At 66.9% G+C, this 23368-nt stretch carries 16 protein-coding genes; 12 read left to right on the top strand and 4 right to left on the bottom strand.

Annotated elements, in window-relative coordinates; all coding sequences use genetic code 11:
* Positions 1-47: 47 nt before the first annotated feature.
* Entirely contained in the window at positions 48-1496 is a 1449-nt protein-coding gene (locus K3U93_RS18515) for a DUF8370 family protein (RefSeq protein WP_139796980.1), read from the bottom strand.
* A gap of 308 nt (positions 1497-1804) precedes the next feature.
* Between K3U93_RS18515 and K3U93_RS18510 the strand changes: the two genes are divergently transcribed.
* The 9 genes from K3U93_RS18510 to K3U93_RS25405 all read left to right on the top strand — a co-directional run bounded on the left by K3U93_RS18510 (position 1805) and on the right by K3U93_RS25405 (position 16789).
* Positions 1805-2197 (top strand): (deoxy)nucleoside triphosphate pyrophosphohydrolase, encoded by a 393-nt coding sequence (locus K3U93_RS18510; protein WP_083010771.1) that lies wholly within the window; start codon positions 1805-1807, stop codon positions 2195-2197.
* A 436-nt stretch (positions 2198-2633) separates the two neighbouring features.
* Positions 2634-6314, top strand: a complete 3681-nt coding sequence (locus tag K3U93_RS18505) for a nitrate reductase subunit alpha (protein ID WP_083010770.1) — start codon at positions 2634-2636, stop codon at positions 6312-6314.
* 37 nt (positions 6315-6351) lie between these two features.
* A complete protein-coding gene (gene narH, locus K3U93_RS18500; protein WP_083010769.1) occupies positions 6352-8040 on the top strand; it encodes a nitrate reductase subunit beta in 1689 nt (562 codons plus the stop codon).
* Positions 8037-8723 (top strand): nitrate reductase molybdenum cofactor assembly chaperone, encoded by a 687-nt coding sequence (gene narJ, locus K3U93_RS18495; protein ID WP_083010768.1) that lies wholly within the window; start codon positions 8037-8039, stop codon positions 8721-8723. Before narH ends, narJ begins: the two co-directional genes overlap by 4 nt.
* An 11-nt stretch (positions 8724-8734) precedes the next feature.
* Positions 8735-9466: a respiratory nitrate reductase subunit gamma gene (narI, locus tag K3U93_RS18490; protein ID WP_083010767.1), complete on the top strand. Its 732-nt coding sequence runs from the start codon at positions 8735-8737 to the stop codon at positions 9464-9466.
* A gap of 118 nt (positions 9467-9584) precedes the next feature.
* Positions 9585-11459: a translational GTPase TypA gene (gene typA / locus K3U93_RS18485; protein WP_083010766.1), complete on the top strand. Its 1875-nt coding sequence runs from the start codon at positions 9585-9587 to the stop codon at positions 11457-11459.
* Positions 11460-11553: 94 nt separating this feature from the next.
* A complete protein-coding gene (locus K3U93_RS18480) occupies positions 11554-13464 on the top strand; it encodes an ABC transporter family substrate-binding protein (protein WP_176219978.1) in 1911 nt (636 codons plus the stop codon).
* Positions 13465-13624: 160 nt separating this feature from the next.
* Positions 13625-14773 carry a PE family protein gene (locus K3U93_RS18475; RefSeq protein ID WP_083010818.1) on the top strand — a complete coding sequence of 383 codons (1149 nt, stop codon included), beginning with the start codon at positions 13625-13627 and terminating at the stop codon, positions 14771-14773.
* A 255-nt stretch (positions 14774-15028) separates the two neighbouring features.
* Positions 15029-16789 carry a PE family protein gene (locus tag K3U93_RS25405; protein ID WP_139796978.1) on the top strand — a complete coding sequence of 587 codons (1761 nt, stop codon included), beginning with the start codon at positions 15029-15031 and terminating at the stop codon, positions 16787-16789.
* Between the two features lie 161 nt (positions 16790-16950).
* Here the strand turns inward: K3U93_RS25405 and K3U93_RS18465 are convergent, their stop codons facing one another.
* The gene (locus K3U93_RS18465) at positions 16951-17562 is read right to left on the bottom strand and encodes a TetR/AcrR family transcriptional regulator (protein ID WP_083010764.1); all 612 of its coding nucleotides are present in this window, start codon (positions 17560-17562) and stop codon (positions 16951-16953) included.
* Between the two features lie 82 nt (positions 17563-17644).
* On the opposite strand from K3U93_RS18465, the gene mshB reads away from it, so the two are divergent.
* Both mshB and K3U93_RS18455 read left to right on the top strand, forming a co-directional pair.
* Positions 17645-18550, top strand: a complete 906-nt coding sequence (mshB, locus tag K3U93_RS18460; RefSeq protein WP_083010763.1) for an N-acetyl-1-D-myo-inositol-2-amino-2-deoxy-alpha-D-glucopyranoside deacetylase — start codon at positions 17645-17647, stop codon at positions 18548-18550.
* A 92-nt stretch (positions 18551-18642) separates the two neighbouring features.
* Entirely contained in the window at positions 18643-19104 is a 462-nt protein-coding gene (locus tag K3U93_RS18455; RefSeq protein WP_071510335.1) for a hypothetical protein, read from the top strand.
* Positions 19105-19113: 9 nt separating this feature from the next.
* On the opposite strand, the gene K3U93_RS18450 is transcribed toward K3U93_RS18455, so the two are convergent.
* Complete coding sequence (locus tag K3U93_RS18450) at positions 19114-19992, bottom strand: PE family protein (protein WP_083010762.1); 879 nt, start codon at positions 19990-19992, stop codon at positions 19114-19116.
* 235 nt (positions 19993-20227) lie between these two features.
* On the opposite strand from K3U93_RS18450, the gene K3U93_RS18445 reads away from it, so the two are divergent.
* Positions 20228-22834 carry a bifunctional FO biosynthesis protein CofGH gene (locus tag K3U93_RS18445; protein ID WP_083010761.1) on the top strand — a complete coding sequence of 869 codons (2607 nt, stop codon included), beginning with the start codon at positions 20228-20230 and terminating at the stop codon, positions 22832-22834.
* Between the two features lie 71 nt (positions 22835-22905).
* Here K3U93_RS18445 and K3U93_RS18440 read toward each other — a convergent pair whose 3' ends face one another.
* Complete coding sequence (locus K3U93_RS18440) at positions 22906-23238, bottom strand: hemophore-related protein (RefSeq protein ID WP_071510383.1); 333 nt, start codon at positions 23236-23238, stop codon at positions 22906-22908.
* Positions 23239-23368 lie beyond the last annotated feature (130 nt).

Raw genomic sequence — 23368 nt, 5'->3', positions numbered from 1 at the left:
GACGGCCTGGCCGCTACCGGCGAGCGCTGTAACCTCACCATCAACTTCTAAATCAGTTCCTGGTAGCGGGAGTACAAGTATTCAAAGATGGTTTCCTCGCCGTTTTTTCGGGACTCAACCAGGACGCCAAGGTCCTGATCGTCAATTGGTATGACAAATCCACGATCGTCCAATGCTGCATCACGGCAATGTCTGACGACACTCGTTTTATTGTCGCCGAACCCCCGGTAGCACAACAGGCCCAACCTTCCCCGTCTCGGCGAGAACCTTCCGGTTAACTGGTCAAACTCTGGATTCGATAGCGCACCCGTGTAATTCTTGCATTCGACGACAACAGAGCTTGCTGGTACGTTAGCTACCTTATTTACCCAGTGAAAGAATCCGGTAGCTGCGACATTTGCGTAGACGATGTCGATTCGCTTACGTCCTTGGTGAATTTTGAACTCGCGTTGGGGAACATCAAGAGCGGGGTAAAATAGGGCGGTTAAAAGGTGCTGAATTGCGTAGTGATAATTATCGGCGTCATCTCTACCGGATGCGATACTCAAAACATTGTTCAGCAGTTCATCCCAATTGGGCGGGGGAGTCCCAGTCGCGTTCGCAATTTCATTGTGACTTGGCGGCTCGCTCCTCGCTGCCCGCGAGGCGCGGTATCTCTGCATGATCTCGGGATTCTGATGCGTGACCTCCGTGTTCCACGGTTTGATCCTTTGGCCGTCGCGCTGGCGTATGGACTTCTTGGTGACATACCGTTGGCCCCGCAGCCGTTTCGACCGCCTCTCCCTCACAAGTGCTGAATGCGGATTAGCGAGCTCCCTGTCCTGAAGGTACGGGAGGACGAAGTGTGTCAAATACTCGCCCGGGTCGAACGTTCCCGTCTTGCGCACGACGGCTTTGGGCACCAGCAATAACTTGCCGCTCGGCATCGGCATCGTTACATGTACCGCTTCCCATGAGTGCGTCATTCGGTTCCACATGGGACCCGAGTTGAGGCCTGGGACCGTTGGGATACCGTACAGGTCACACATACTCTGGGTGAATTCGATGAGCGGGCAACGGACGATATTTATTGTCATGTCGGAAACTCGGTCGTGGCCGATTCCGTCAACAAATAAAAGAGTTTCCTCGATATCCTCGACAATGCCTGAAGTTACCGCTTCGCTAGAAAGAAGCGCATCGAATATTTCCTCGGCGAGCGTGGTTCCCACGCCCTTCCCTCTAGCTTCTCGCCTCGAGAGTCCGAGATGCGCTTCATTTGGTTCGTTGAGTTGCCCGAGCAGGTATTCCCCACGCAGATAATTCTCTGTTTGTACGGCGCGAAGAAGCTCGTTGTAGAAATCCTGCAAGAGTGCAACGCATCCAAGCGCCCAGTCGGTGTCGAGGTATCGGAAGGCATGAGGGTCAACAAAAACTTTGGTGTCAGTGTTGATGTCGACGTCTAGGAATTCGAGTGATGGTTGGGAGACGCCCAGCTCATAGAGTTCAGAGACCCTCATGCTTGCTCCCCCACGCCACTCATACTGTTTATTGCGGTAATGGTAGGAGGAGACGCGGGCATCGCGCGCCCTTATGCGCTCTTCCCGTTGGAATTGAATGTCTAAATTGTCTGAGTCGAAGCTGCGCCGACCTTGACCACGTCGGCGCCTAGTCACCGGGGCGATCTCTTCGATAGCCCGTTCGGGATGAGTTAGTTGCGAATAACAGCGGCTACACCGGCAGCCGGTTTGCTGCGTTTTGGCAGGTGAGGTACACCGTTGGCCGCCAAATAACACAGCCATACCCCGACGGTATACCGTCACTGGCCATGCCGACCCAGGTCGTCGTCGCCGCAGCGATCATCTCCGGCTCCAGGGTCTTGGTGGCGCAACGTGTCCGGCCGCCCGAGCTGGCCGGCCGCTGGGAACTGCCCGGCGGCAAGGTCGCGCCCGGCGAAACCGAGCGCGACGCGCTGGCCCGCGAGCTCGCCGAGGAGCTGGGCCTCGAGGTTGGCGACGTCGCGGTCGGCGATCGGCTTGGCGACGACATTCCGCTGGACGACGCGACGACGCTGCGGGCGTATCGCGTGCGGCTGATTCACGGTGAGCCACGCCCGCGTGACCACCGGGCGCTGCGCTGGGCGACGGCGGCCGAGCTGCGCGACGTCGACTGGGTGCCCGCCGATCGTGGCTGGCTGGAGGACCTGACTCGGGCGCTTTGAGCGAGCTCCCGACGAGTCCACAGTCCCTATCCAGCCGACGTACAGGCGGGCTGAAGGTTACTACAGTCAAACTTGTATATACCAGTCTCATGAACCCTAAACCTGGATTTGCATGCCGGTAGCGATACCCATGGTTGTGCGCACGGCGCGGTCACGGTCTCCACGCCGCGGCTCGGGGCATCTGCATGCGGAAGCCCCCACCTTGACCAGACGGGCCGTCGCCAACAGGCCGTGCGCGGCGAATGTGGTAGGCCCCGCGCCCGCGACCTATGCTGGTGGTCTATTGCCGCCCTGCGCACGGGCCGCGGGGGTGCCGATGGTGATCCCGCGCCGATCGGATCGCTGCGCAGCCAAAAACTCTCGAACACAACGCAACTGGGGTCGAACACACGGCCCGGCCATCGGGCGCGACGCTACGGAGTAGGAGGCTTGCCCCTTGACTGTCACACCTCATATTGGTGGACCGCTCGAGGAGTTACTGGAGCGCAGCGGGCGCTTCTTCACCCCCGGCGAGTTCTCAGCCGACCTGCGCACCGTCACCCGGCAGGGCGGCCGCGAGGGCGACGTGTTCTATCGCGACCGGTGGAGCCACGACAAGGTGGTCCGGTCCACGCACGGGGTCAACTGCACCGGATCGTGTTCGTGGAAGATCTACGTCAAGGACGGGATCATCACCTGGGAAACGCAGCAGACCGACTATCCGTCGGTGGGCCCGGACCGGCCCGAATACGAGCCGCGCGGCTGCCCGCGAGGCGCGTCGTTCTCCTGGTATAGCTACTCGCCCACCCGGGTGCGCTATCCGTACGCCCGGGGCGTGCTGATCGAGATGTACCGCGAAGCCAAAGCGCGGCTGGGTGACCCCGTGCTGGCGTGGGCCGACATCCAGGCCGATCCGCGGCGCCGTCGCCGCTATCAGCAGGCCCGCGGCAAGGGCGGGCTCGTCCGGGTCAGCTGGGCCGAAGCCACCGAACTGATCGCGGCGGCCCACGTGCACACCATCAAGACTTACGGCCCGGACCGGGTCGCCGGCTTCTCCCCGATCCCGGCGATGTCGATGGTGTCGTATGCCGCCGGATCGCGGTTCTTCGAGCTGATCGGCGGGGTCATGACCTCGTTCTACGACTGGTACGCCGACCTGCCGGTGGCCTCACCGCAGGTGTTCGGCGACCAGACCGACGTGCCCGAGTCCGGGGACTGGTGGGACGCGGCGTACCTGATGATGTGGGGCTCCAACGTCCCGATCACCCGAACCCCCGACGCGCACTGGATGGCGGAGGCCCGCTACCGCGGCACCAAGGTGGTGACCGTCAGCCCCGACTACGCCGACAACACCAAGTTCGCCGACGAGTGGATGCCGTGCGCCGCCGGTACCGACGGGGCGCTGGCCATGGCGATGGGCCACGTGATCCTCGCGGAATGCTATGTGCACAAGCAAGTTCCGTTTTTCGTCGACTTCGCGCGCCGCTACACCGACCTGCCGTTTCTGATCAAGCTCGAAAAGCGCGGCGACATGCTGGTGCCGGGCAAGAACCTCACGGCGGCCGACATCGGTGAGGCGGTCGAGAATGCGGCGCTCAAGCCGGCGGTATTAGACGAGGTCACCGATTCCGTTGTGGTGCCCCACGGTTCACTGGGATTCCGATACGGCGAGGACGGCGTCGGAAAGTGGAACCTCGATCTCGGTAACGTGACGCCGGCGCTCAGCGTGCGGGAGGCCCACGCGACCGACACGGCGCTCGTGCACCTGCCCAGCTTCGACACGGTGAACGGCGAAGGCCGCACGGTGGCGCGCGGCGTGCCGGTTCGCCATGTGGGTAAACACCTGGTGTGCACGGTGTTCGACCTGATGCTCGCCCAGTACTCGGTGGCGCGGCCGGGGCTGCCCGGCGAATGGCCCACCGGCTACGACGATCCGACGCAGCAGAACACGCCGGCATGGCAGGAGTCGATCACCGGGGTGTCGGCCGCGCAGGCCATCCGCGTCGCCAGGGAATTCGCCCGCAGCGCAGAGGAATCCGGCGGCCGGTCGATGATCATCATGGGCAGCGGGATCTGCCAGTGGTTCCACGGCGACGCGATCTACCGGGCGGTGCTGGCGCTGCTGATGTTGACCGGGTCGATGGGCCGCAACGGCGGCGGGTGGGCGCACTACGTCGGGCAGGAGAAGGTGCGTCCGCTCACCGGGTTCCAGACGATGGCGATGGCCACCGATTGGGTGCGCCCGCCGCGGCAGGTGCCGGGCGCCTCGTACTGGTACGCGCACACCGACCAATGGCGCTATGACGGCTACGGGGCCGACAAATTGGCCAGCCCGGTGGGCCGGGGCAGGTTTGCGGGCAAGCACACGATGGACCTGCTGGCCTCCTCGGTGGCGATGGGTTGGAGCCCGTTCTATCCGCAGTTCGACCGATCCAGCCTGGAGGTCGCCGACGAGGCGCGCGCCGCCGACCGCGACATCGCCGAGTACGTCGCCGAGCAGCTCGGCCAGCGCAAACTCAAGCTCGCAGTGACCGATCCCGACGATCCCGCCAACTGGCCGCGGGTGCTTACCGTGTGGCGGGCCAACCTGATTGGTTCGTCGGGCAAGGGCGGCGAGTATTTTTTGCGTCATCTGCTGGGCACCGACTCCAACGTGCAGGCCGAGCCGCCGGAGGATGGGATACGGCCCGTCGACGTGACGTGCGAAGGCGACATTCCGGAAGGCAAGCTCGACTTGATGATGTCGATCGACTTCCGGCAAACCTCGACGACGTTGGTGTCCGACGTGGTGCTGCCGGCCGCCACCTGGTACGAGAAGGCGGACCTGTCCAGCACCGACATGCACCCGTACGTGCACGCGTTCAGCGCCGCCACCGACCCGCCCTGGGAAACCCGTTCGGACTTCGACGCTTTCGGCGCCGTCGCCCGCGCCTTCAGCGCCATGGCCAAGAGCCACCTGGGCACCCGCAGCGACGTGGTGCTCACCGCGCTGCAGCACGACACCCCGGACGCAATGGCCTATCCCGACGGTACCGAACAAGACTGGCTGCACGAGGGCGCCACCCCGGTGCCGGGGCGGACGATGCCCAAACTGACCGTGGTGGAACGCGATTACACCGCCGTCTACGACAAGTGGCTGACCCTGGGGCCGCTCGTCGACACGTTCGGGGTGACCACCAAGGGCGTCACGGTGCATCCGTTCCGGGAGGTCGAGGAATTGGCCGCCAAGTTCGGGGTGCTGAAATCCGGTGTGGCGGCGGGCCGTCCGGCCATCACCACCGCCGCGCGGATGGCCGACGTACTGCTGTTGCTGTCCGGAACGACCAACGGCCGGCTCGCGGTCGAGGGCTTCCGTGAGCTGGAGAAGCGCACGGGTCAGCGGCTGGCGCATCTTGCCGAGGGCAGCGAGGAACGCCGCATCACCTACGCCGACACCCAGGCGCGCCCGGTCCCGGTGATCACCAGCCCGGAATGGTCGGGCAGCGAAACGGGCGGACGCCGCTACGCGCCGTTCACCATCAACATCGAGCACCTCAAACCGTTCCACACGCTCACCGGACGGATGCACTTTTACCTGGCCCACGATTGGGTCGAGGAGCTCGGCGAGCACCTGCCGGTCTTCCGTCCGCCGCTGGACATGACGCGGCTGTTCGGCCAGCCCCCGCTGGGGTACGACGGAATCGGGCTCACCGTGCGCTACCTCACCCCGCACTCGAAGTGGTCGTTTCACTCCACCTACCAGGACAACCTGTACATGCTGTCGCTGTCCCGTGGCGGTCCGACGATGTGGATGAGCCCCGGCGACGCAGCGAAAATCAAAGTGCGCGATAACGATTGGGTCGAAGCCGTCAACGCCAACGGCATCTACGTGTGCCGGGCGATCGTCTCGCACCGCATGCCCGACGGTGTGGTGTTTGTCTACCATGTCCAGGAACGTACCGTGGACACCCCGCGCACCGAGACCAACGACAAGCGCGGCGGCAACCACAACGCGCTGACCCGGGTGCGTATCAAGCCCAGCCACCTCGCCGGCGGCTACGCCCAGCATTCGTTCGCGTTCAACTACATGGGCCCGACCGGCAACCAACGCGACGAGGTGACCATGGTGCGCCGTCGCAGTCAGGAAGTGCGGTACTGACGATGAAGGGCCCGAGCGACGCTTGCGGAGCGAGACGATGAAAGTAATGGCGCAGTTGGCGATGGTGATGAACCTCGACAAATGCATCGGCTGCCATACGTGTTCGGTGACGTGCAAGCAGGCCTGGACCAATCGCTCCGGCACCGAGTACGTGTGGTTCAACAACGTGGAAACCCGTCCGGGCCAAGGCTATCCGCGCACCTACGAGGACCAAGAGCGCTGGCGCGGCGGCTGGATTCGCGACAAGAAGGGCCGGCTGCGGCTGCGCGACGGCGGCCGCGTCCGCAAGCTGCTGCGGATTTTCGCCAACCCCAAGCTGCCCACCATCGATGAGTACTACGAGCCGTGGACCTACGACTACGAAAACCTGACCACGGCACCGGCGGGTGACACCTTCCCGACGGCGGCGCCGAGAAGCCTGATCAGCGGCAAGCCGATGAAGGTGTCGTGGGGACCGAACTGGGACGACAACCTGGCCGGGTCGCCGGAGATCCTGGCGGAGGACCCGATCTTGAAGAAGGTCAGTGACGTCAATAAGAGCGTCAAGCTCAAGCTCGAAGAGACCTTCATGTTCTACCTGCCGCGGATTTGCGAGCACTGCCTCAACCCCTCGTGCGTGGCCTCGTGCCCATCGGGGGCGATGTACAAGCGCAGCGAGGACGGCATCGTGTTGGTCGACCAGGACCGCTGCCGCGGCTGGCGGATGTGTGTGTCCGGATGCCCTTACAAGAAGGTGTATTTCAACCACAAGACCGGCAAGGCCGAGAAGTGCACGTTGTGCTACCCGCGGATGGAGGTCGGCCTGCCGACCATCTGCTCGGAGACCTGCGTGGGGCGGCTGCGCTATCTCGGGCTGGTGCTCTATGACGTCGACCGGGTGTTGGAGGCGGCGTCGGTGGAAAACGACACGGACCTCTACGAGGCGCAGCGCCGGATCCTGTTGGATCCCAACGACCCCGCGGTCGTCGCCGGCGCGCGTGCGGAAGGGATCTCCGACGAGTGGATCGAGGCCGCGCAGCGCTCCCCGGTGTACGCGCTGATCAACGAGTACAAGGTGGCGCTGCCGTTGCACCCGGAGTACCGGACCATGCCGATGGTCTGGTACATCCCGCCGCTGTCGCCGGTGGTCGACGCGGTCAGCCGCGACGGACACGACGGCGAGGACCTGGGCAACCTGTTCGGCGCGCTGGAGGCGCTGCGCATCCCGATGCAATACCTGGCCGAATTGTTCACCGCGGGCGACACACGCGTCGTCGAGAATGTGTTGCGACGCCTGGCGGCGATGCGCTCGTACATGCGCGACATCAATCTCGGACGGGAGACCCGGCCCCACATACCGAACGCCGTCGGGATGACCGAAGAACAGATCTACGCCATGTACCGGCTGTTGGCGATCGCGAAATACGAAGAGCGGTATGTTATTCCGACCGCCTTCGCCCCCCAGGCCCGTGACCTGGACGAAATGGGGTGCTCGTTGTCGGGCGAGGGCGGGCCCGGAATGTACGAATCCGGTCCGTTCGGCGAGGGCAGCGGGACCCCGATGCCTGTCGCCGTGGAGACGTTCCATGCGCTGAAGCAACGTCAGCGCGGCGAGACCACAGAAAGCGGCGGCGATCTTCCGGGGCGGGCCCGCGGGCATCGTCGCTCCCGGGTCAACCTGCTCAACTGGGACGGCAACGGCGTACCCGCGGGGCTGTTCCCGGAGTCAGACTCGGTGAAGAGATGAGGCTGCTGCCCCTCGCGTGGGAACGTGCGAGCACCAAGACGATGCGGGACCGACTGGTGTGGCAAGCGGCATCGCTACTGCTGGCCTACCCCGAGGACGGGCCGGGCGGCCTGGCTGATCGGCTGGACATCGTCGACGAGCTGCTGGGCCACATCGGCGAACCCGCGGCGGCGCTGCTCGGCGAGACGGTCGCCGCCTTGCGCGCCCTCGAGCCGATGGCCGCGGCGACAGGCTACGTCGAGATCTTCGACATGCGCCGGCGCACCACGATGTACCTGACCTACTGGACGGCCGGGGACACCCGCAACCGCGGTCGGGAGATGCTGAGGTTCGCCACCACCTACCGGGACGCGGGCGTCGAACCGCCCCGGGCCGAGGCGCCGGATCACCTGCCCGTCGTGCTCGAATTCGCCGCCACCGTCGACCCCGTGGCCGGGCGCCGCCTGCTGGTGGAGCACCGGGTTCCGATCGACGTGCTGCGGGCCGCCCTGGCGGACGCCAAGTCGCCCTACGAACACGCAATCGCGGCGGTCTGCGCCACGCTGCCGGCCGCGACCGACCAGGACGTGCGCCGGGCGGAGCGGCTCGCTCGCCATCTTTTGGAAGCCGGTCCTCCCACAGAATCCGTTGGGCTGCAACCCTTTACCTTGACCGTCCCACCGAGGCGCACCGGGGGAGGCTGACGTTGGTCCACATGAAATTGGTCGAGATCTTCTGGGACGACGTGCCTTACGTCGTGCTGGCGGTCGCGGCCGTCGGCACCTGGTGGCGGTACCGCTACGACAAGTTCGGCTGGACCACGCGTTCGTCGCAGATCTACGAGTCGAAGTTGCTGTCGATTGGCAGCCCGCTGTTCCACTTCGGCAGCCTGGCGGTCATCATGGGCCACGTCACGGGTCTGCTCGTTCCGGAATCGTGGACCCGGGCGGTCGGGCTGAGCGATCACCTTTATCACCTGCAGGCTTTGCTGCTCGGCGTGCCCGCCGGTTTTGCCACCCTGATTGGCATCGGGTTGCTGATCTACCGGCGGCGCACGCATGCACCGGTCTTTTTGGCCACCACCCGCAACGACAAGCTGATGTACCTGGTGCTGGTGTGCGCGTTGGTGGCGGGGATGTGCTGCACGCTGGCGGGCGCCACGCACTTTGGCGAGCTGCACGACTACCGGCAAAAAGTGTCGGTCTGGTTCCGGTCGATCTGGATTCTCGATCCGCGGGGGGACCTGATGGCCCACGCCGCGTTCTACTACCAGATCCACGTGGTGATCGCCCTCGCGCTGTTTGCGCTGTGGCCGTTCACCCGGCTGGTGCACGCGTTCAGCGCGCCGATCGCCTACCTGTTTCGGCCCTACATCGTCTACCGCAGCCGCGACGTGGCGGATAAGCACGAATTGATCGGTTCGGCGCCGCGCCGCCGCGGCTGGTAATGCTCGGCGCCCGCTGTGCATCCAGGGAGACGACACGCCGAACGCGACCGCCTCAGACGCACACCGGACGAGCGGCCTGAGTTCGCTATCTCAGGCGCCCGCTGCCAGAATCACCGACGTGCCATTCCGCAACGTCGCCATCGTCGCCCACGTCGACCACGGCAAGACCACGCTGGTCGACGCCATGCTGCGGCAGTCGGGCGCGTTGCACGAGCGCGGCGAAGTGCAGGAACGGGTGCTGGATACCGGCGACCTGGAACGGGAAAAGGGCATCACCATTCTGGCCAAGAACACCGCCGTGCACCGCCATCACCCGGATGGAACCGTCACGGTGATCAACGTGATCGACACCCCGGGTCACGCCGACTTCGGCGGTGAGGTGGAGCGCGGGCTGTCGATGGTGGACGGGGTGCTGCTGCTGGTCGACGCGTCTGAGGGGCCGCTGCCGCAGACGCGGTTCGTGCTGCGCAAGGCGCTGGCCGCCCACCTTCCGGTGATGCTCGTCGTCAACAAGACCGACCGGCCCGACGCGCGCATCGCCGAGGTGGTGGAGGCCAGCCACGACCTGTTGCTCGACGTCGCATCGGATCTCGACGACGACGCGGCCGCGGCTGCCGAACACGCGCTGGGCCTGCCGACCCTGTACGCATCCGGTCGTGCCGGCGTGGCCAGCACCACGCAACCGGCCGATGGCCACGTTCCCGACGGCACCAACCTCGACCCGCTGTTCGAGGTCCTGGAAAAGCATGTGCCGCCGCCGAAGGGCGACCCGGATGCGCCGCTGCAGGCCCTGGTCACCAACCTGGACGCGTCGACGTTCCTGGGCCGGCTCGCACTGATCCGCATCTACAACGGACGCATCCGCAAGGGCCAGCAGGTGGCGTGGATCCGGGAGGAGGGCACGGCTACTGCCAAGATCACCGAATTGCTGGCCACCGAGGGCGTGCAACGTTACCCCACCGACGAGGCCGTCGCCGGCGACATCGTCGCCGTAGCCGGGATACCGGAGATCATGATCGGCGACACCCTGGCCGATCTGGCGAACCCCGTTGCGCTGCCGAGGATTACCGTCGACGAGCCGGCGATCTCGGTGACCATCGGCACCAACACCTCGCCGCTGTCCGGCAAGGTGCCCGGCCACAAGCTCACCGCGCGCATGGTCCGCAACCGGCTCGACGCCGAACTGGTGGGCAACGTGTCCATCCGCGTCGTCGACATCGGCGCGCCCGACGCCTGGGAGGTGCAGGGCCGCGGCGAGCTGGCCCTGGCCGTGCTGGTCGAGCAGATGCGTCGGGAGGGCTTCGAGCTGACGGTGGGCAAGCCGCAGGTGGTGACCAAGACCGTCGACGGCAAGCTTCATGAGCCGTTCGAGGCGATGACCGTCGACTGCCCGGAGGAGTACGTCGGTGCCGTCACGCAATTGATGGCCGCGCGCAAGGGCCGCATGGTCGACATGGCCAACCACACCACCGGCTGGGTGCGGATGGATTTCGTGGTGCCCAGCCGCGGCCTGATCGGATGGCGCACCGACTTCCTCACCGAAACCCGCGGCACCGGCGTCGGGCACGCGGTGTTCGACGGGTACAAGCCGTGGGCGGGGGAGATCCGGGCCCGGCACACCGGGTCGCTGGTGTCCGACCGGTCCGGCACCATCACTCCGTTCGCGTTGCTCCAGCTCGCGGATCGCGGCCAGTTCTTCGTCGAGCCCGGCCAGGACACCTACGAGGGCATGGTCGTCGGAATCAACCCGCGCCCAGAGGATCTCGACATCAACGTCACCCGCGAGAAGAAGCTGACCAACATGCGGTCGTCGACCGCGGACGTCATCGAGACGTTGGCCAAGCCGCTCGAGCTCGACCTGGAGCGGGCCATGGAGTTCTGCGCGCCCGACGAATGCGTCGAGGTGACCCCCGAGATCGTGCGGGTCCGCAAGGTCGAGCTGGATGCCACCGCCCGGGCCCGCAGCCGGGCGCGGGCCAAGGCCCGGGGTTAGCTTGGCGCCCCCCGCCCGCGAACGTAACGTCACTGCGAAATCCGGCCCGATTTTTCGCGGCCACGTTACGTTCGCGAGGCTCCTCGATAACCTGATGCTCGTGCTGCATCGAGCCCGCCGCGTCCTCGTGACGGTCGGCGTGGTGGTCTCGCTGGTGGGTGTGGCGCTGGCGGCCTGTACGGTCAACCCGCCGCCGGCGCCGCAGAGCACCGACACACCGCACAGCTCGCCGCCACCGCCACAGCGGCCAATCCAGATCATCATGGGCATCGACTCGATCGGCGCCGGGTTCAACCCGCATCTGCTGTCGGACCTGTCACCGGTGAACGCGGCGATCAGCGCCCTGGTGTTGCCGAGCGCGTTTCGGCCGGTGCCCGATCCCAATACGCCGACGGGCTCGCGCTGGGAGATGGACCCGACCCTGTTGGCGTCCGCGGAGGTGACCAACCAGAGCCCGTTCACGGTGACCTACAAGATCCGGCCGGAGGCGCAGTGGACCGACAACGCCCCGATCGCGGCCGACGACTTCTGGTACCTCTGGCGGCAGATGGTCAGCCAGCCGGGGGTGGTCGATCCGGCCGGCTACGACCTCGTCACCGGCGTGCAGTCGCTCGAAGGCGGCAAACAGGCGGTGGTCACCTTCTCCCAACCGTATCCGGCCTGGAAGGAGCTGTTCAGCAACATCCTGCCGGCCCACATCGTCAAGGACGTGCCGGGCGGTTTCGCGGCCGGGCTGGCCCGGGCGCTGCCGGTCACGGGCGGGCAGTTCCGGGTGGAGACCATCGACCCCCAGCGCGACGAAATCCTGATCGCCCGCAATGACCGCTACTGGGGGCCGCCCGCCAAACCCGCCCTGATCCTGTTCCGTCGCGCCGGCGCGCCGGCCGCGCTGGCCGACTCGGTGCGCAACGGCGACACCCAGGTCGCCCAGGTGCATGGCGGCTCGGCGGCCTTCGCGCAGTTGTCGGCTATCCCCGATGTGCGGACCGCCCGGATCGTGACGCCGAGGGTCATGCAGCTCACGCTGCGCGCCAACGAGCCCAAGCTGTCCGAAACGCAGGTTCGCAAGGCGATTCTGGGGTTGCTCGACGTCGACCTGCTCGCGGCCGTGGGTGCGGGCAGCGACAACACCGTCACGCTCGACCAGGCCCAGATCCGATCGCCGAGCGACCCGGGCTATGAGCCGACCGCGCCGCCCGCGATGACGACGCAGGCGGCGCTGGCGTTGCTCGCGTCATCCGGATACCAGGTCGAGAGCAACGCCTCGGCGTCACCGGCGTCACCGGCGTCGCCGGCTCCGACACCGGCGAGCACCGGACCCCCGGAGGTCATCCGCGGCCGGATCAGCAAAGACGGCCAACAGCTGTCGCTGGTCATCGGGGTGGCGACGAATGACCCGACCTCGGTCGCGGTGGCCAATACGGCCGCCGACCAGCTGCGCAACGTGGGCATCGCCGCCGCCGTGCTGGCGCTGGACCCGGTGTCGCTTTATCGCGACGCGCTGAACAACAACCAGGTGGACGCGATCGTCGGCTGGCATCAGGCCGGCGGAAACCTGGCAACGCTGCTGGCCTCGCGTTACGGCTGCCCGGCGCTGCAGTCGACGCAGGTGCCGACCTCCACCGTGCCGACCACTAATTCGTCTGGCTCCGCCGGGCTTACGCCGCCCGCCGGGCCGGGCACCGCCTCCGTGACGCCGACCCCGACGCCGCCCAGCCGCCCGCCCGAGCCCGGCGCGCTGGTGCAGGCGCCGTCGAACCTCACCGGAATCTGCGATCGCAGCATCCAGTCGAACATCGATGCCGCCCTCAACGGCGCCAAGAACATCAACGATGTGATCACCGCGGTCGAGCCGCGACTGTGGAACATGTCGACCGTGCTGCCGATCCTGCAGGACACGACCATCGTCGCGGCCGGTCCGAGCGTGCAGAACGTCAGCCTCTCGGGTGCGGTGCCGGTTGGCATCGTCGGCGACGCCGGCCAATGGATCAAAACAGGGCCGTAAGCTCGTGTTTGCTCGCGGGCCACCCGACATGCCGTGAAAACGGCTTTTTTCGGAATTGTCTGTTTTCGCGAGGCGGTGGCGATAGGCTCCGCTCGTCGTTAAGATTCTGTGCGACGGGGTCGGGGCCGCCCAGTCGTGATGCCCTGGGCGGAGGTGGATGATGTCTTTTCTGATCGCGGCACCGGAGATGGTGTCCGCCGCGGCAACGGACTTGGCCGGTATTGGTTCGACGATAATCTCGGCCAACAGCGCGGCGGCCGTCGCGACAACGGGGGTTATGCCGGCCGCCCTCGATGAGGTGTCGGCGGGGATCGCGGCATTGTTCGGCGCGCACGGTCAGGCATATCAGGCGCTCAGTGCCCAGGCGGCGCAGTTCCATCAACAGTTCGTGCAGGCGATGTCCGCCGGTGCGAGCGCGTATGCCAGTGCCGAGGCCAATGTCGTGCAGACGCTGGCGGGTGAGGTGGCCGCGCCGGCCCAGGCGGTGGCGGCGAGCTCACCCGCCAGCATCTTGCAGCAACTCGAGGCGGCGGAGGTCAACTTCAACACCAATCTGGTGAACGGCGAACTTGGCCTCAACCATTGGCTGCTGACCAACGAAATCGGGCTCGAACAAGCCATTTTCGGCACCGATAGCGCTCTCAACGGTGTGATCAACCGCGGCTTCAACGCCGGCAACCTGCTGGTGGGCACGGGTGAGCAAGCGATCAACAGCCTGGTAGGCGCGCCGGTCACGGCGAACTTGACCCAGACCTTGCTCACCAGCACCACCGGGGTCTTCAACAGCGGCGCGATCGGCGGCCCGCTGGGCTCCTTCGACCAGAGCCTGGTGGTCGGCGCCGACTTTGCTGGCATCCTCCTGGGCAGTCAGCCCGGTCAGGCGCTGTTGAGTGTGCTGCCGGCGCAAACGCAGGCGGCGTTGCTGAGCGCGCCGGCCAATTTCTTGCAGCAAATCGAGGCGGCGCAGATCGGCTTCAACACCAATCTGGTCGGCGGCGAATTCGGTTTCAACAATGCGCTGCTGACCAACGAGCTGGGGTTGGAGCAGGCTGTCTTCGGCACCAACAGCGCGCTCAACGGTGTCGTCAACCGCAGCTTCAACGTCGGCAACCTGCTGCTGGGCACCGGCGAGCAGGCCTTCAACACTCTTTCGGGTGCGCAAGTCGCGCAGCCGGCCTTCTTCCAGAGCCTGCTCACCGGCAGTGGCCAGCAGGTGTTCAACAGCGGCGCGATCGGTGGCCTGGTGGGCGCCTTCGATCAGAGCCTGGCGGCCGGCGCCGACCTGGCCGGCCTCGTCCTGGGCGGGTAGGCGTGACGGCCGCGCGATTTGGGGCGCGGTAGGGGCCTCTCGCCGGCGTGCGACGCCGACGTGAACGTCGAGGCTTTTGCATTGGCGCGGGCCAAAAAACGGCGGGTTTAACCGGACCGAATATCCACAAACTTAGTTAGTGCAAATAGGCGTTTTCGCGTCGACATAACGATACGCTGCCGCCATCGCGACACCCCGCACGCTCGGGCCAGGGGGATATAGCGATCAGGGTTGTGCTGAGCCGGGGAGGTAAGTGTGTCTTTTCTGATCGCAACGCCGGACTTTATCGCCACGGCGGCAACGGATTTGGCGAATATTGGTTCCACGATCGGTTCGGCCAACTTCGCCGCGGCGGCCGCGACGACGGGTGTGTTGCCCGCTGCCGCCGATGAGGTGTCGGCACAGATCGCCGCGCTGTTTTCCGAGCACGCGGCGGGCTACCAGCAGCTCAGCGCGCAGGCGGCGATGTTTCATGAGCGGTTCGTCTCGGCTCTGACCTCGGGCGCGAGCACGTATGCGGCCGCCGAAGCCAACGTCGTGCAGACCCTGGCGAGCGCGGCTCCCGCGTTTGGGCTGGACTTCGGCGCTGGGCTGGCGGGGCTGGAGGCAAGCTTGAGCGCCGACATTGCGGGGCTGAGCGCGTCGTTCAATGCCGCGTTGTCGGGTGGCTTCGGCGGCGGCCTTTCGGGGTTGGCGCCGCTCGGTGCGGCGTTGGCGGCGGACTTGAACGGCGGGCTGTCGGCGTTGGCGCAGACGGGTGTTGCGTTCTCAAACAGCTTGGGCGCCGGGCTTTCTGGCTTGGCGGGCGGCTTGAGTGCTGGACTGCCGGGGTTGCAGGCCAGCCTGGGCGCCGACCTTGCGGGGCTGAGCGCGTCGCTGAATGCCGCGTTGTCGGGCGGCTTCGGCATTGCCCTGCCGACCAACTTGAACGCTGCGCTTGCTGCCTTCGGCTCCATCTTTGGTATCAGCCCCAGCCTGGGTGCCAGCATTAGTGCAGGGCTTTCCGGGCTGAGTGCCCAACTCAACGCTGCGCTGACCGGCGGACTCACCGTTGGGCTCTCCGGGCTTCCCACCCTGCTGGTAAACGCGGTTGCGCCTTTCCAGGCGCTGTTGACGGCGGGCTCGCCGGCCACATTCTTCGCCCAGCTCCAGGCGATGGAGACGGGCTTCAATACCACTTTGCTCAACGCAGAGCTTGGCTTCAACGCGGCACTGACCGGCCAGGAGGCGGCGCTGGAGACGGCCCTCTTCGGCGGTACCGGCGCGGTGGGTGGCGTGATCGACAGCACCTACAACTTCTGGAACATGGTGCTTGGCACCGGTGAGGCGGCCTTCGACAGCCTGTTGGGTGTGCCGTTCCCGGCGACCTTCACCGGCGCCAACCTTTTGGTGGGCCCCCTGAGCGGCGTTATCGGCGGCGGCGCGATCGGCGGACTGCTGGGCGCCGTGGACACCAAATTCTTGTTCGACCTCAACGTCATCGGCGCGGTCGCGAGCGCGTTGACCGGCAACGGATCCCTACAGGCCGCGCTGAGCGCGGCGATCACCGCCGCGGGGTTGCAGGCATCGTTGAGCGGGGTGCTCAACGGGTCGCTGTTCGCCGGGCTTCCTACGACGGGGGCGGCGTTGGTGGCGGCGCCGATCGCGGGGTTGCAGGGGCTCGCCGCGGGCCAGATCAATTTCCTTGGCAACCTAGTCACCGCGGAAACGGGCTTCAACACGAACCTGTTGAGCAACGAATTGGCCTGGGAGGCAAGCATCTTCGGCCCCAATGCCCTCAACGGCGCGCTCAACCGGGCCTTCAATGTCGGTAACCTGGTCTTGCTCACCGGTGAGCAAACCGTCAACAGCCTGTTGGGCGGAGCGCAGGTTCCCGCGCTGGACGCGGGTGCCTTCCTGACCGGAGGCGGCGGGGGAGCCTTCAACACCAACGGTGGTATCGGCGGCCTCGAGGGCATCTTCGACCAGAGCTTGGCGCTCGGCGCCGACCTCGGCGGCCTCCTCCTGAGCGCCTAAGTGGTCAGGCCCAACTTCTGGTGTTGATGTAGCGCGACTGCTGTGTGTGTGCGTTACGCGACGCCGACATCTGGCCCACCGCGCGTTGAGATCTGCGTTGGCGTGGGCAAGTGCGGGTAGGCGTCGCGCTACCGTCGATTTCGGCGCCGCGGGTCGGCTCGTCAGCCGGCGCGCGGCGCCTCCGCTCGTGGCGGGATCACGGTGTCGACGATGAGTGCCAGCTCGCGCCGGTTCGGCGGCGATCCGTTGAGTAGGAAGTGCTGGTTGATCAACGCCGGTCCGACCCGTGCCGTCAGCGGGGTGAGCATGGCCCGGTCCAGATCGCCGTCGTCGACGGCGGCCTGCAGGATGGATTCGACGAGCTTGAGCCGCGGGCCCACCACGGCGTCGGCGAAGATGGCGCGCATTTCCGGTTCGTGAAGGAGCTGGTGGATGACATCCAGGCCGGGAAAGGCGGTCTTTCCGGCGAGGATGTCACGGTGGGCGGTGAACATCGCCAGCAGATTTTCTCTGGCCGACCACCCGGCGCGTGCCTCGGGCACCGGCGGCAGAGCGAAAACCAAAGCGGCGTGCACCAAGTCGTGCTTGCTCGCCCAGCGTCGGTACAGCGCCGCCTTGCCGGTGTGGGCGCGCGCCGCGATCCCTTCCATCGTCAGCCCGCCATAACCCACCTCGGCCAGCTCCGCCAGCGTGGCCTCGTAGAGCGCGCGTTCGAGGACCTCGCCTCGCCGGCGGCTCCGGCTGCACTTCGGGGTTGCTTGGACCTGCGGCATTTGTCGATAGTAGCCGTCCGCGTTCCTATTCGGTTAGACCTGACGAAACCGGCCGGCGCGACCACGGGGGTAGGGTTCGTCCATGCCTGAGACTCCGCGGCTGCTGTTCGTCCACGCACATCCCGACGACGAGAGCCTCAGCAACGGCGCCACCATCGCGCACTACACCGCCCGGGGGGCACAGGTGCGGGTCGTCACCTGCACGCTCGGCGAGGAGGGCGAGGTCATCGGCGACCGCTGGGCCGAGCTCGCGGTCGAGCGCGCGGACCAACTCGGCGGCTACCGCATCGGCGAGCTCACCGCCGCGCTGCGGGCGCTGGGGGTCGGCGAACCCAGCTATCTCGGCGGCGCGGGCCGATGGCGCGACTCGGGGATGAGCGGCACTCCGAGGCGGCGTCGCCAGAGGTTCGTCGACGCCGACGAACGCGAGGCCGTTGGCGCGCTCGTCGCGATCATCCGCGAGCAGCGCCCCCACGTCGTCGTGACCTACGATCCGGGCGGCGGCTACGGCCACCCCGACCACGTCCGCACCCACGCCGTCACGACGGCCGCGGTGGGTGTGGCCGGTTCGGGGGCCGACTACCCGGGGGAGCCGTGGACGGTGCCGAAGTTCTACTGGACGGTCATGGCCGCAAGCGCGTTCGAGGCGGGTTGGCGCGAGCTCGATGGCGAGGACCTGCGGCCCGGGTGGATGATCCCGCCGAAAGAAGGGTTCGACTTCGGGTATGCGGACTCCGACATCGACGCCGTCGTGCAGGCCGCACCCGAGGCGCGCGTCGCCAAGGTGGCCGCACTCGCCGCGCACGCGACCCAGGTTGTCGTCGGCCCGACGGGCCGGGCCTGCGCCCTGTCGAACAACGTGGCCCTGCCGATCCTCGCCGACGAGCACTATGTCCTGGCGGCCGGCCCGGCGGGGGAGCGCGACGAGCGCGGCTGGGAAACAGATCTGCTCGCGGGACTTGATTTCATTGCGGCCGTGACGCGGTAGGCTGCCAACCAGGCAGCCACGGAAGGAATTCGCATGGACCCGGACATGGACCCGAACATGCAGCACTGGCAGGACCGGCTCGACAGTCTGCAGTGGGTTATCGGTTCGATACTGTCGCAAATCGACAGCGTTCCGACCTGACCGAAACCAAGCAACGCGCCGCCCATGTCGAAGACGGCGGCGTGGCAGATCCGGCGATTCGTTTCGTTGTCTTGGCGCTCTTGGCGGTCGACGGCGTTCTATCCGCGCTAGCCGGGGCGCTGCTGCTGCCCTTCTATATCGGCACGGTTCCTTTTCCCATCAGTGGATTGCTCTCCGGATTGCTCAACGCCGCACTGGTCTGGGCCGCCGGGCGATGGACCCGGTCGCCGCGGGTGGCCGCGTTGCCCTTGTGGACGTGGCTGCTCACGGTGGCCGCGATGAGCATGGGCGGTCCCGCCGACGACGTCATCTTGGGGGGCGCGGGCCTGATGGCCTACGGGGCCCCGCTGCTGATCGCGCTGGGAGTGACGCCGCCGGCGTGGGTGTTGTGGCGGCGCAGCCGCTACCGCTGACCAGCCGCGCTACGGGGTGACGGGCGGGAGCGGCGGCAGGAAGCCGTGCACCCAGTTGATCTCGGTGTTGATGAACTGGTTGATCGACGCCGTTGTGCTCGCCCAGATGTTGTTCAGGCCCTGACTGAGACTGACTGCCCCGTCGAGGAAGTCGATCGTGTTGAACAGAACGCTCTGCACGATGGGCTCGAACAGGTAGTAGAGGAAGTTGATCTGCGGAGCCAACACGCCGACCAAGGGCACGTAGCCCAGCGCCCACGCAGCGAGGTTGAAGCCGTACTGCACCCACGGCTCGATCGTGAGGTAGGCGCCCTCGATCGCGGCGCCGATGGAACCGGCCGTGAGCGCCGCCGGCGCCACCGCGGCGTTGGTCACGGCGGCCGGCGCAAGCAGCGCGCCGGCCGCACTCGCGAGCGCGCGGCCGCCGTCGAGAAGACCCGAGCCGCTACCGAGCAGCCCGGCGACACCGCTGCCGCCCAGCGCCGCGCTTTCGATGCGGTTCACGGCATTGGAGAAGACGCTGCCGACCGCGCCGCCGCCCCCGATCAGTGGCTGGCCCAGGACCGCCTCCGCCGGCGCATTCACCGCGTTCACCAGGGTCTGCGCGGCATTGGCCTCGGCCGCCGCATACGTGTTCGCACCGGCGCTCAAAGTCTGCACGAACTGCTCGTGAAACGCCGACAGCCCCGCGCTCAGCTGCTGATACCCCACCCCATGCTCGGAAAGCAGCGCGGCGACCTGTGTCGACACTTGGTCGGCGGCCGCGGCCAGCACCCCGGTGGTCGGGGCCGCGGCCGCCGCGCTGGCCGTGCCGAGCGACGACCCGATGCCGGCCAAATCCGAAGCCGCCGTGACCAGCGCCTCCGGGGCCGCGAGTACGAAAGACATCTCGCACCTTCCCTGAGCTACGCACGGATGGTATCGCGATCCCGGGCCGACGATGAGCGAGTCGCCAAACATTGAGCAACGCACCCGCGGGCGGTTTCGACGCGGGGGCGTCGGCCGTGGGCGGGCCGCGGCCGGGCGCTACTGTTGCGCATATGGCACCGTTGCCCAGGATTAAGTGTTGGGACGCGCGGATGAAATTCGATCGTGGGGAAGTTACACCAACGTGCCGCTAACAATGGGGTCGCCGGAGCCTCCGGCGCCCATCGCTCTGCCCAGCCCCGTCATCCCGGCCAAGGCCCCGCATAGGGCCCCGGCGTCGGCACTGCGACGGGTCCTGCGGCGGGCCCGGGACGGGGTTGCGCTGAACGTCGACGAGGCGGCCGTCGCGATGACGGCGCGCGGCGAGGACCTCGCCGATCTGTGCGCGAGCGCGGCGCGGGTGCGCGACGCGGGTCTGGAGTCGGCCGGGCGGCGCGGGCCTGGCGGCCGGTTGCCGATTACGTATTCGCGCAAGGTGTTCGTCCCGGTCACCCACCTGTGCCGCGACAATTGCCACTACTGCACCTTTGTCACCGTGCCGGGCAGGCTGCGGGCCCAGGGTGCCGGCATGTATCTGGAACCCGACGAGATCCTCGACATCGCCCGCCGCGGAGCCGAACTCGGTTGCAAGGAAGCATTATTCACCCTCGGCGACCGGCCAGAGGGTCGCTGGCCGGAGGCGCGCCAGTGGCTCGGCGAGCGAGGCTACGACTCGACGCTGTCCTATGTGCGGGCGATGGCGATCCGGGTGCTGGAGGAAACCGGGCTGCTGCCGCACTTGAACCCCGGCGTGATGAGCTGGTCGGAGATGTCGCGGCTCAAGCCGGTGGCGCCGTCGATGGGCATGATGCTCGAGACGACGTCGCGGCGGCTGTTCGAGACGAAAGGGCTTGCGCACTATGGCAGCCCGGACAAGGACCCGGCGGTGCGGCTGCGCACCCTGACCGACGCGGGCCGGTTGTCCATTCCGTTCACCACCGGCCTGCTGGTCGGCATCGGCGAGACGCTGCCCGAACGCGCCGACACCTTGCACGCGATTCGCAAGTCGCACAAGGAGTTCGGGCATGTCCAGGAAGTGATCGTGCAAAACTTCCGGGCGAAGGAACACACCGCGATGGCCGCCATGCCCGACGCCGGGATCGAGGACTACCTGGCGACGGTGGCGGTGGCGCGGCTGGTGCTCGGCCCGGGCATGCGGATCCAGGCGCCGCCAAACCTGGTGTCCCGCGACGAGTGCCTGGCACTGATTGGCGCCGGGGTCGACGATTGGGGCGGCGTGTCGCCGCTGACGCCCGACCACGTCAACCCGGAACGGCCCTGGCCCGCTTTGGACGACCTGGCCGCCGTGACCGCCGAAGCCGGCTACGAGTTGGCGCAGCGGCTGACCGCGCAGCCCAAATACGTCCAGGCCGGGGCGGCGTGGATCGACCCGCGGGTGCGGGGACACGTTGTGGCGCTGGCCGATCCGGCGACCGGGCTGGCTCGCGACGTCAACCCGGTGGGCATGCCCTGGCAGGAGCCCGACGACGTGGAGTCCTCCGGACGGGTGGACCTCAACGCGGCGATCGACACCGAGGGCCGCAACACCGAGACTCGCGGCGACCTCGACAGCGCCTTCGGCGATTGGGAATCGATCCGGGCGCACGTGCACGAGCTGGCCGCCGCGGCCCCCGAGCGCATCGACACCGACGTGCTCGCCGCGCTGGCCGCGGCGGAACGCGACCCCGCCGGCTGCAGCGACGACGAATACCTGGCGTTGGCGTCGGCCGACGGCACTGCGCTGGAAGCCGTTGCTGCACTGGCGGATTCGTTGCGTCGTGACACCGTCGGTGATGACGTCACCTTCGTGGTGAACCGCAACATCAACTTCACCAACATCTGCTATACCGGCTGCCGGTTCTGCGCGTTCGCGCAACGCAAGGGCGACGCCGACGCCTACTCGCTGTCCACCGAGGAGGTCGCCGACCGCGCCTGGGAGGCGCACGTCGCCGGCGCCACCGAGGTGTGCATGCAGGGCGGGATCGACCCCGAGCTGCCGGTCACCGGCTACGCCGACCTGGTGCGCGCCGTCAAGGCCCGGGTGCCGTCGATGCACGTGCATGCGTTCTCCCCGATGGAGATCGCCAACGGTGTGACCAAGAGCGGGTTGAGCATTCGCGACTGGCTGATCGGCCTGCGCGAGGCCGGCCTAGACACCATCCCCGGCACCGCCGCCGAGATCCTGGACGACGAGGTGCGCTGGGTGCTCACCAAAGGCAAGTTGCCGACGTCGCTGTGGATCGAGATCGTGACCACCGCGCACGAGGTGGGCCTGCGGTCGTCCTCGACGATGATGTACGGGCACGTCGACACCCCGCGGCACTGGGTAGCCCACCTCAACGTGCTGCGCGAAATCCAGGACCGCACCGGCGGTTTCACCGAGTTCGTGCCGCTGCCCTTCGTGCACCAGAATTCGCCGCTGTATCTGGCCGGCGCGGCCCGGCCCGGGCCCACCCATCGCGACAATCGGGCGGTGCATGCCCTGGCGCGGATCATGTTGCACGGCCGCATTTCCCACATCCAGACCAGCTGGGTCAAGCTTGGTGTCGAGCGGACGCGGGTGATGCTGCGCGGTGGCGCGGACGACCTGGGCGGCACGCTGATGGAGGAGACCATCTCGCGGATGGCCGGATCAGAATACGGCTCGTCGAAGACGGTGGCCGAGCTGGTCGCGATCGCCGAGGGCATCGGCCGCCCGGCGCGCCAGCGCACCACTACCTATGCACCATTGGCATCGTTGCCGGCACGGGCCGGCTTGGGCTAAGCGGCACCGGACGCAAGGCCTTGAGGCAAGTGCGCCGACCGCTCAGCGGCTACCGAGCTTTTTGCGGTCGCTCAGTAGTTGTTACAGCTGCCGGCCACCGATAGGACGTCGTTGAAGTACGGCGCGGCCTGCGGCATGGCCTGGATCTGCGCGGCCATCTGCGCGCGCTTCGGCGGCGGCGAGGCGAGGAACTGGCGCAAGTAGCTCTGCGCGATCGGCGACCCGTTCAATTGCGCGGCAGCCCCCGGGTCCGTCGCGTTGAGCGCGGCCATAACCTGCCCATAGTTGCACGTCGTGTTGATAACCGGATCCAGGGGATCTGCGGATGCGATCCCGGAGCCAGCCGTCAACGCGAACGCCGCACCGCCAACGGCAGCGGCCAATTTGGTTAACGACAGCCTCACCATCTGTGGACACCTTCCCCAATCAATGCACCGTCGATAAACGGCGACGACATCTGCCCAACGGTTGCCGTCTCCGGTCGAGGTTACCAGGCCCCGCGAGCTTTCTTCCATCGCAACCGTTATCGCATAG

This window comes from Mycobacterium malmoense, assembly GCF_019645855.1.
Classification (GTDB): domain Bacteria; phylum Actinomycetota; class Actinomycetes; order Mycobacteriales; family Mycobacteriaceae; genus Mycobacterium; species Mycobacterium malmoense.
This window is presented reverse-complemented; position numbering and strand designations above follow the sequence as displayed.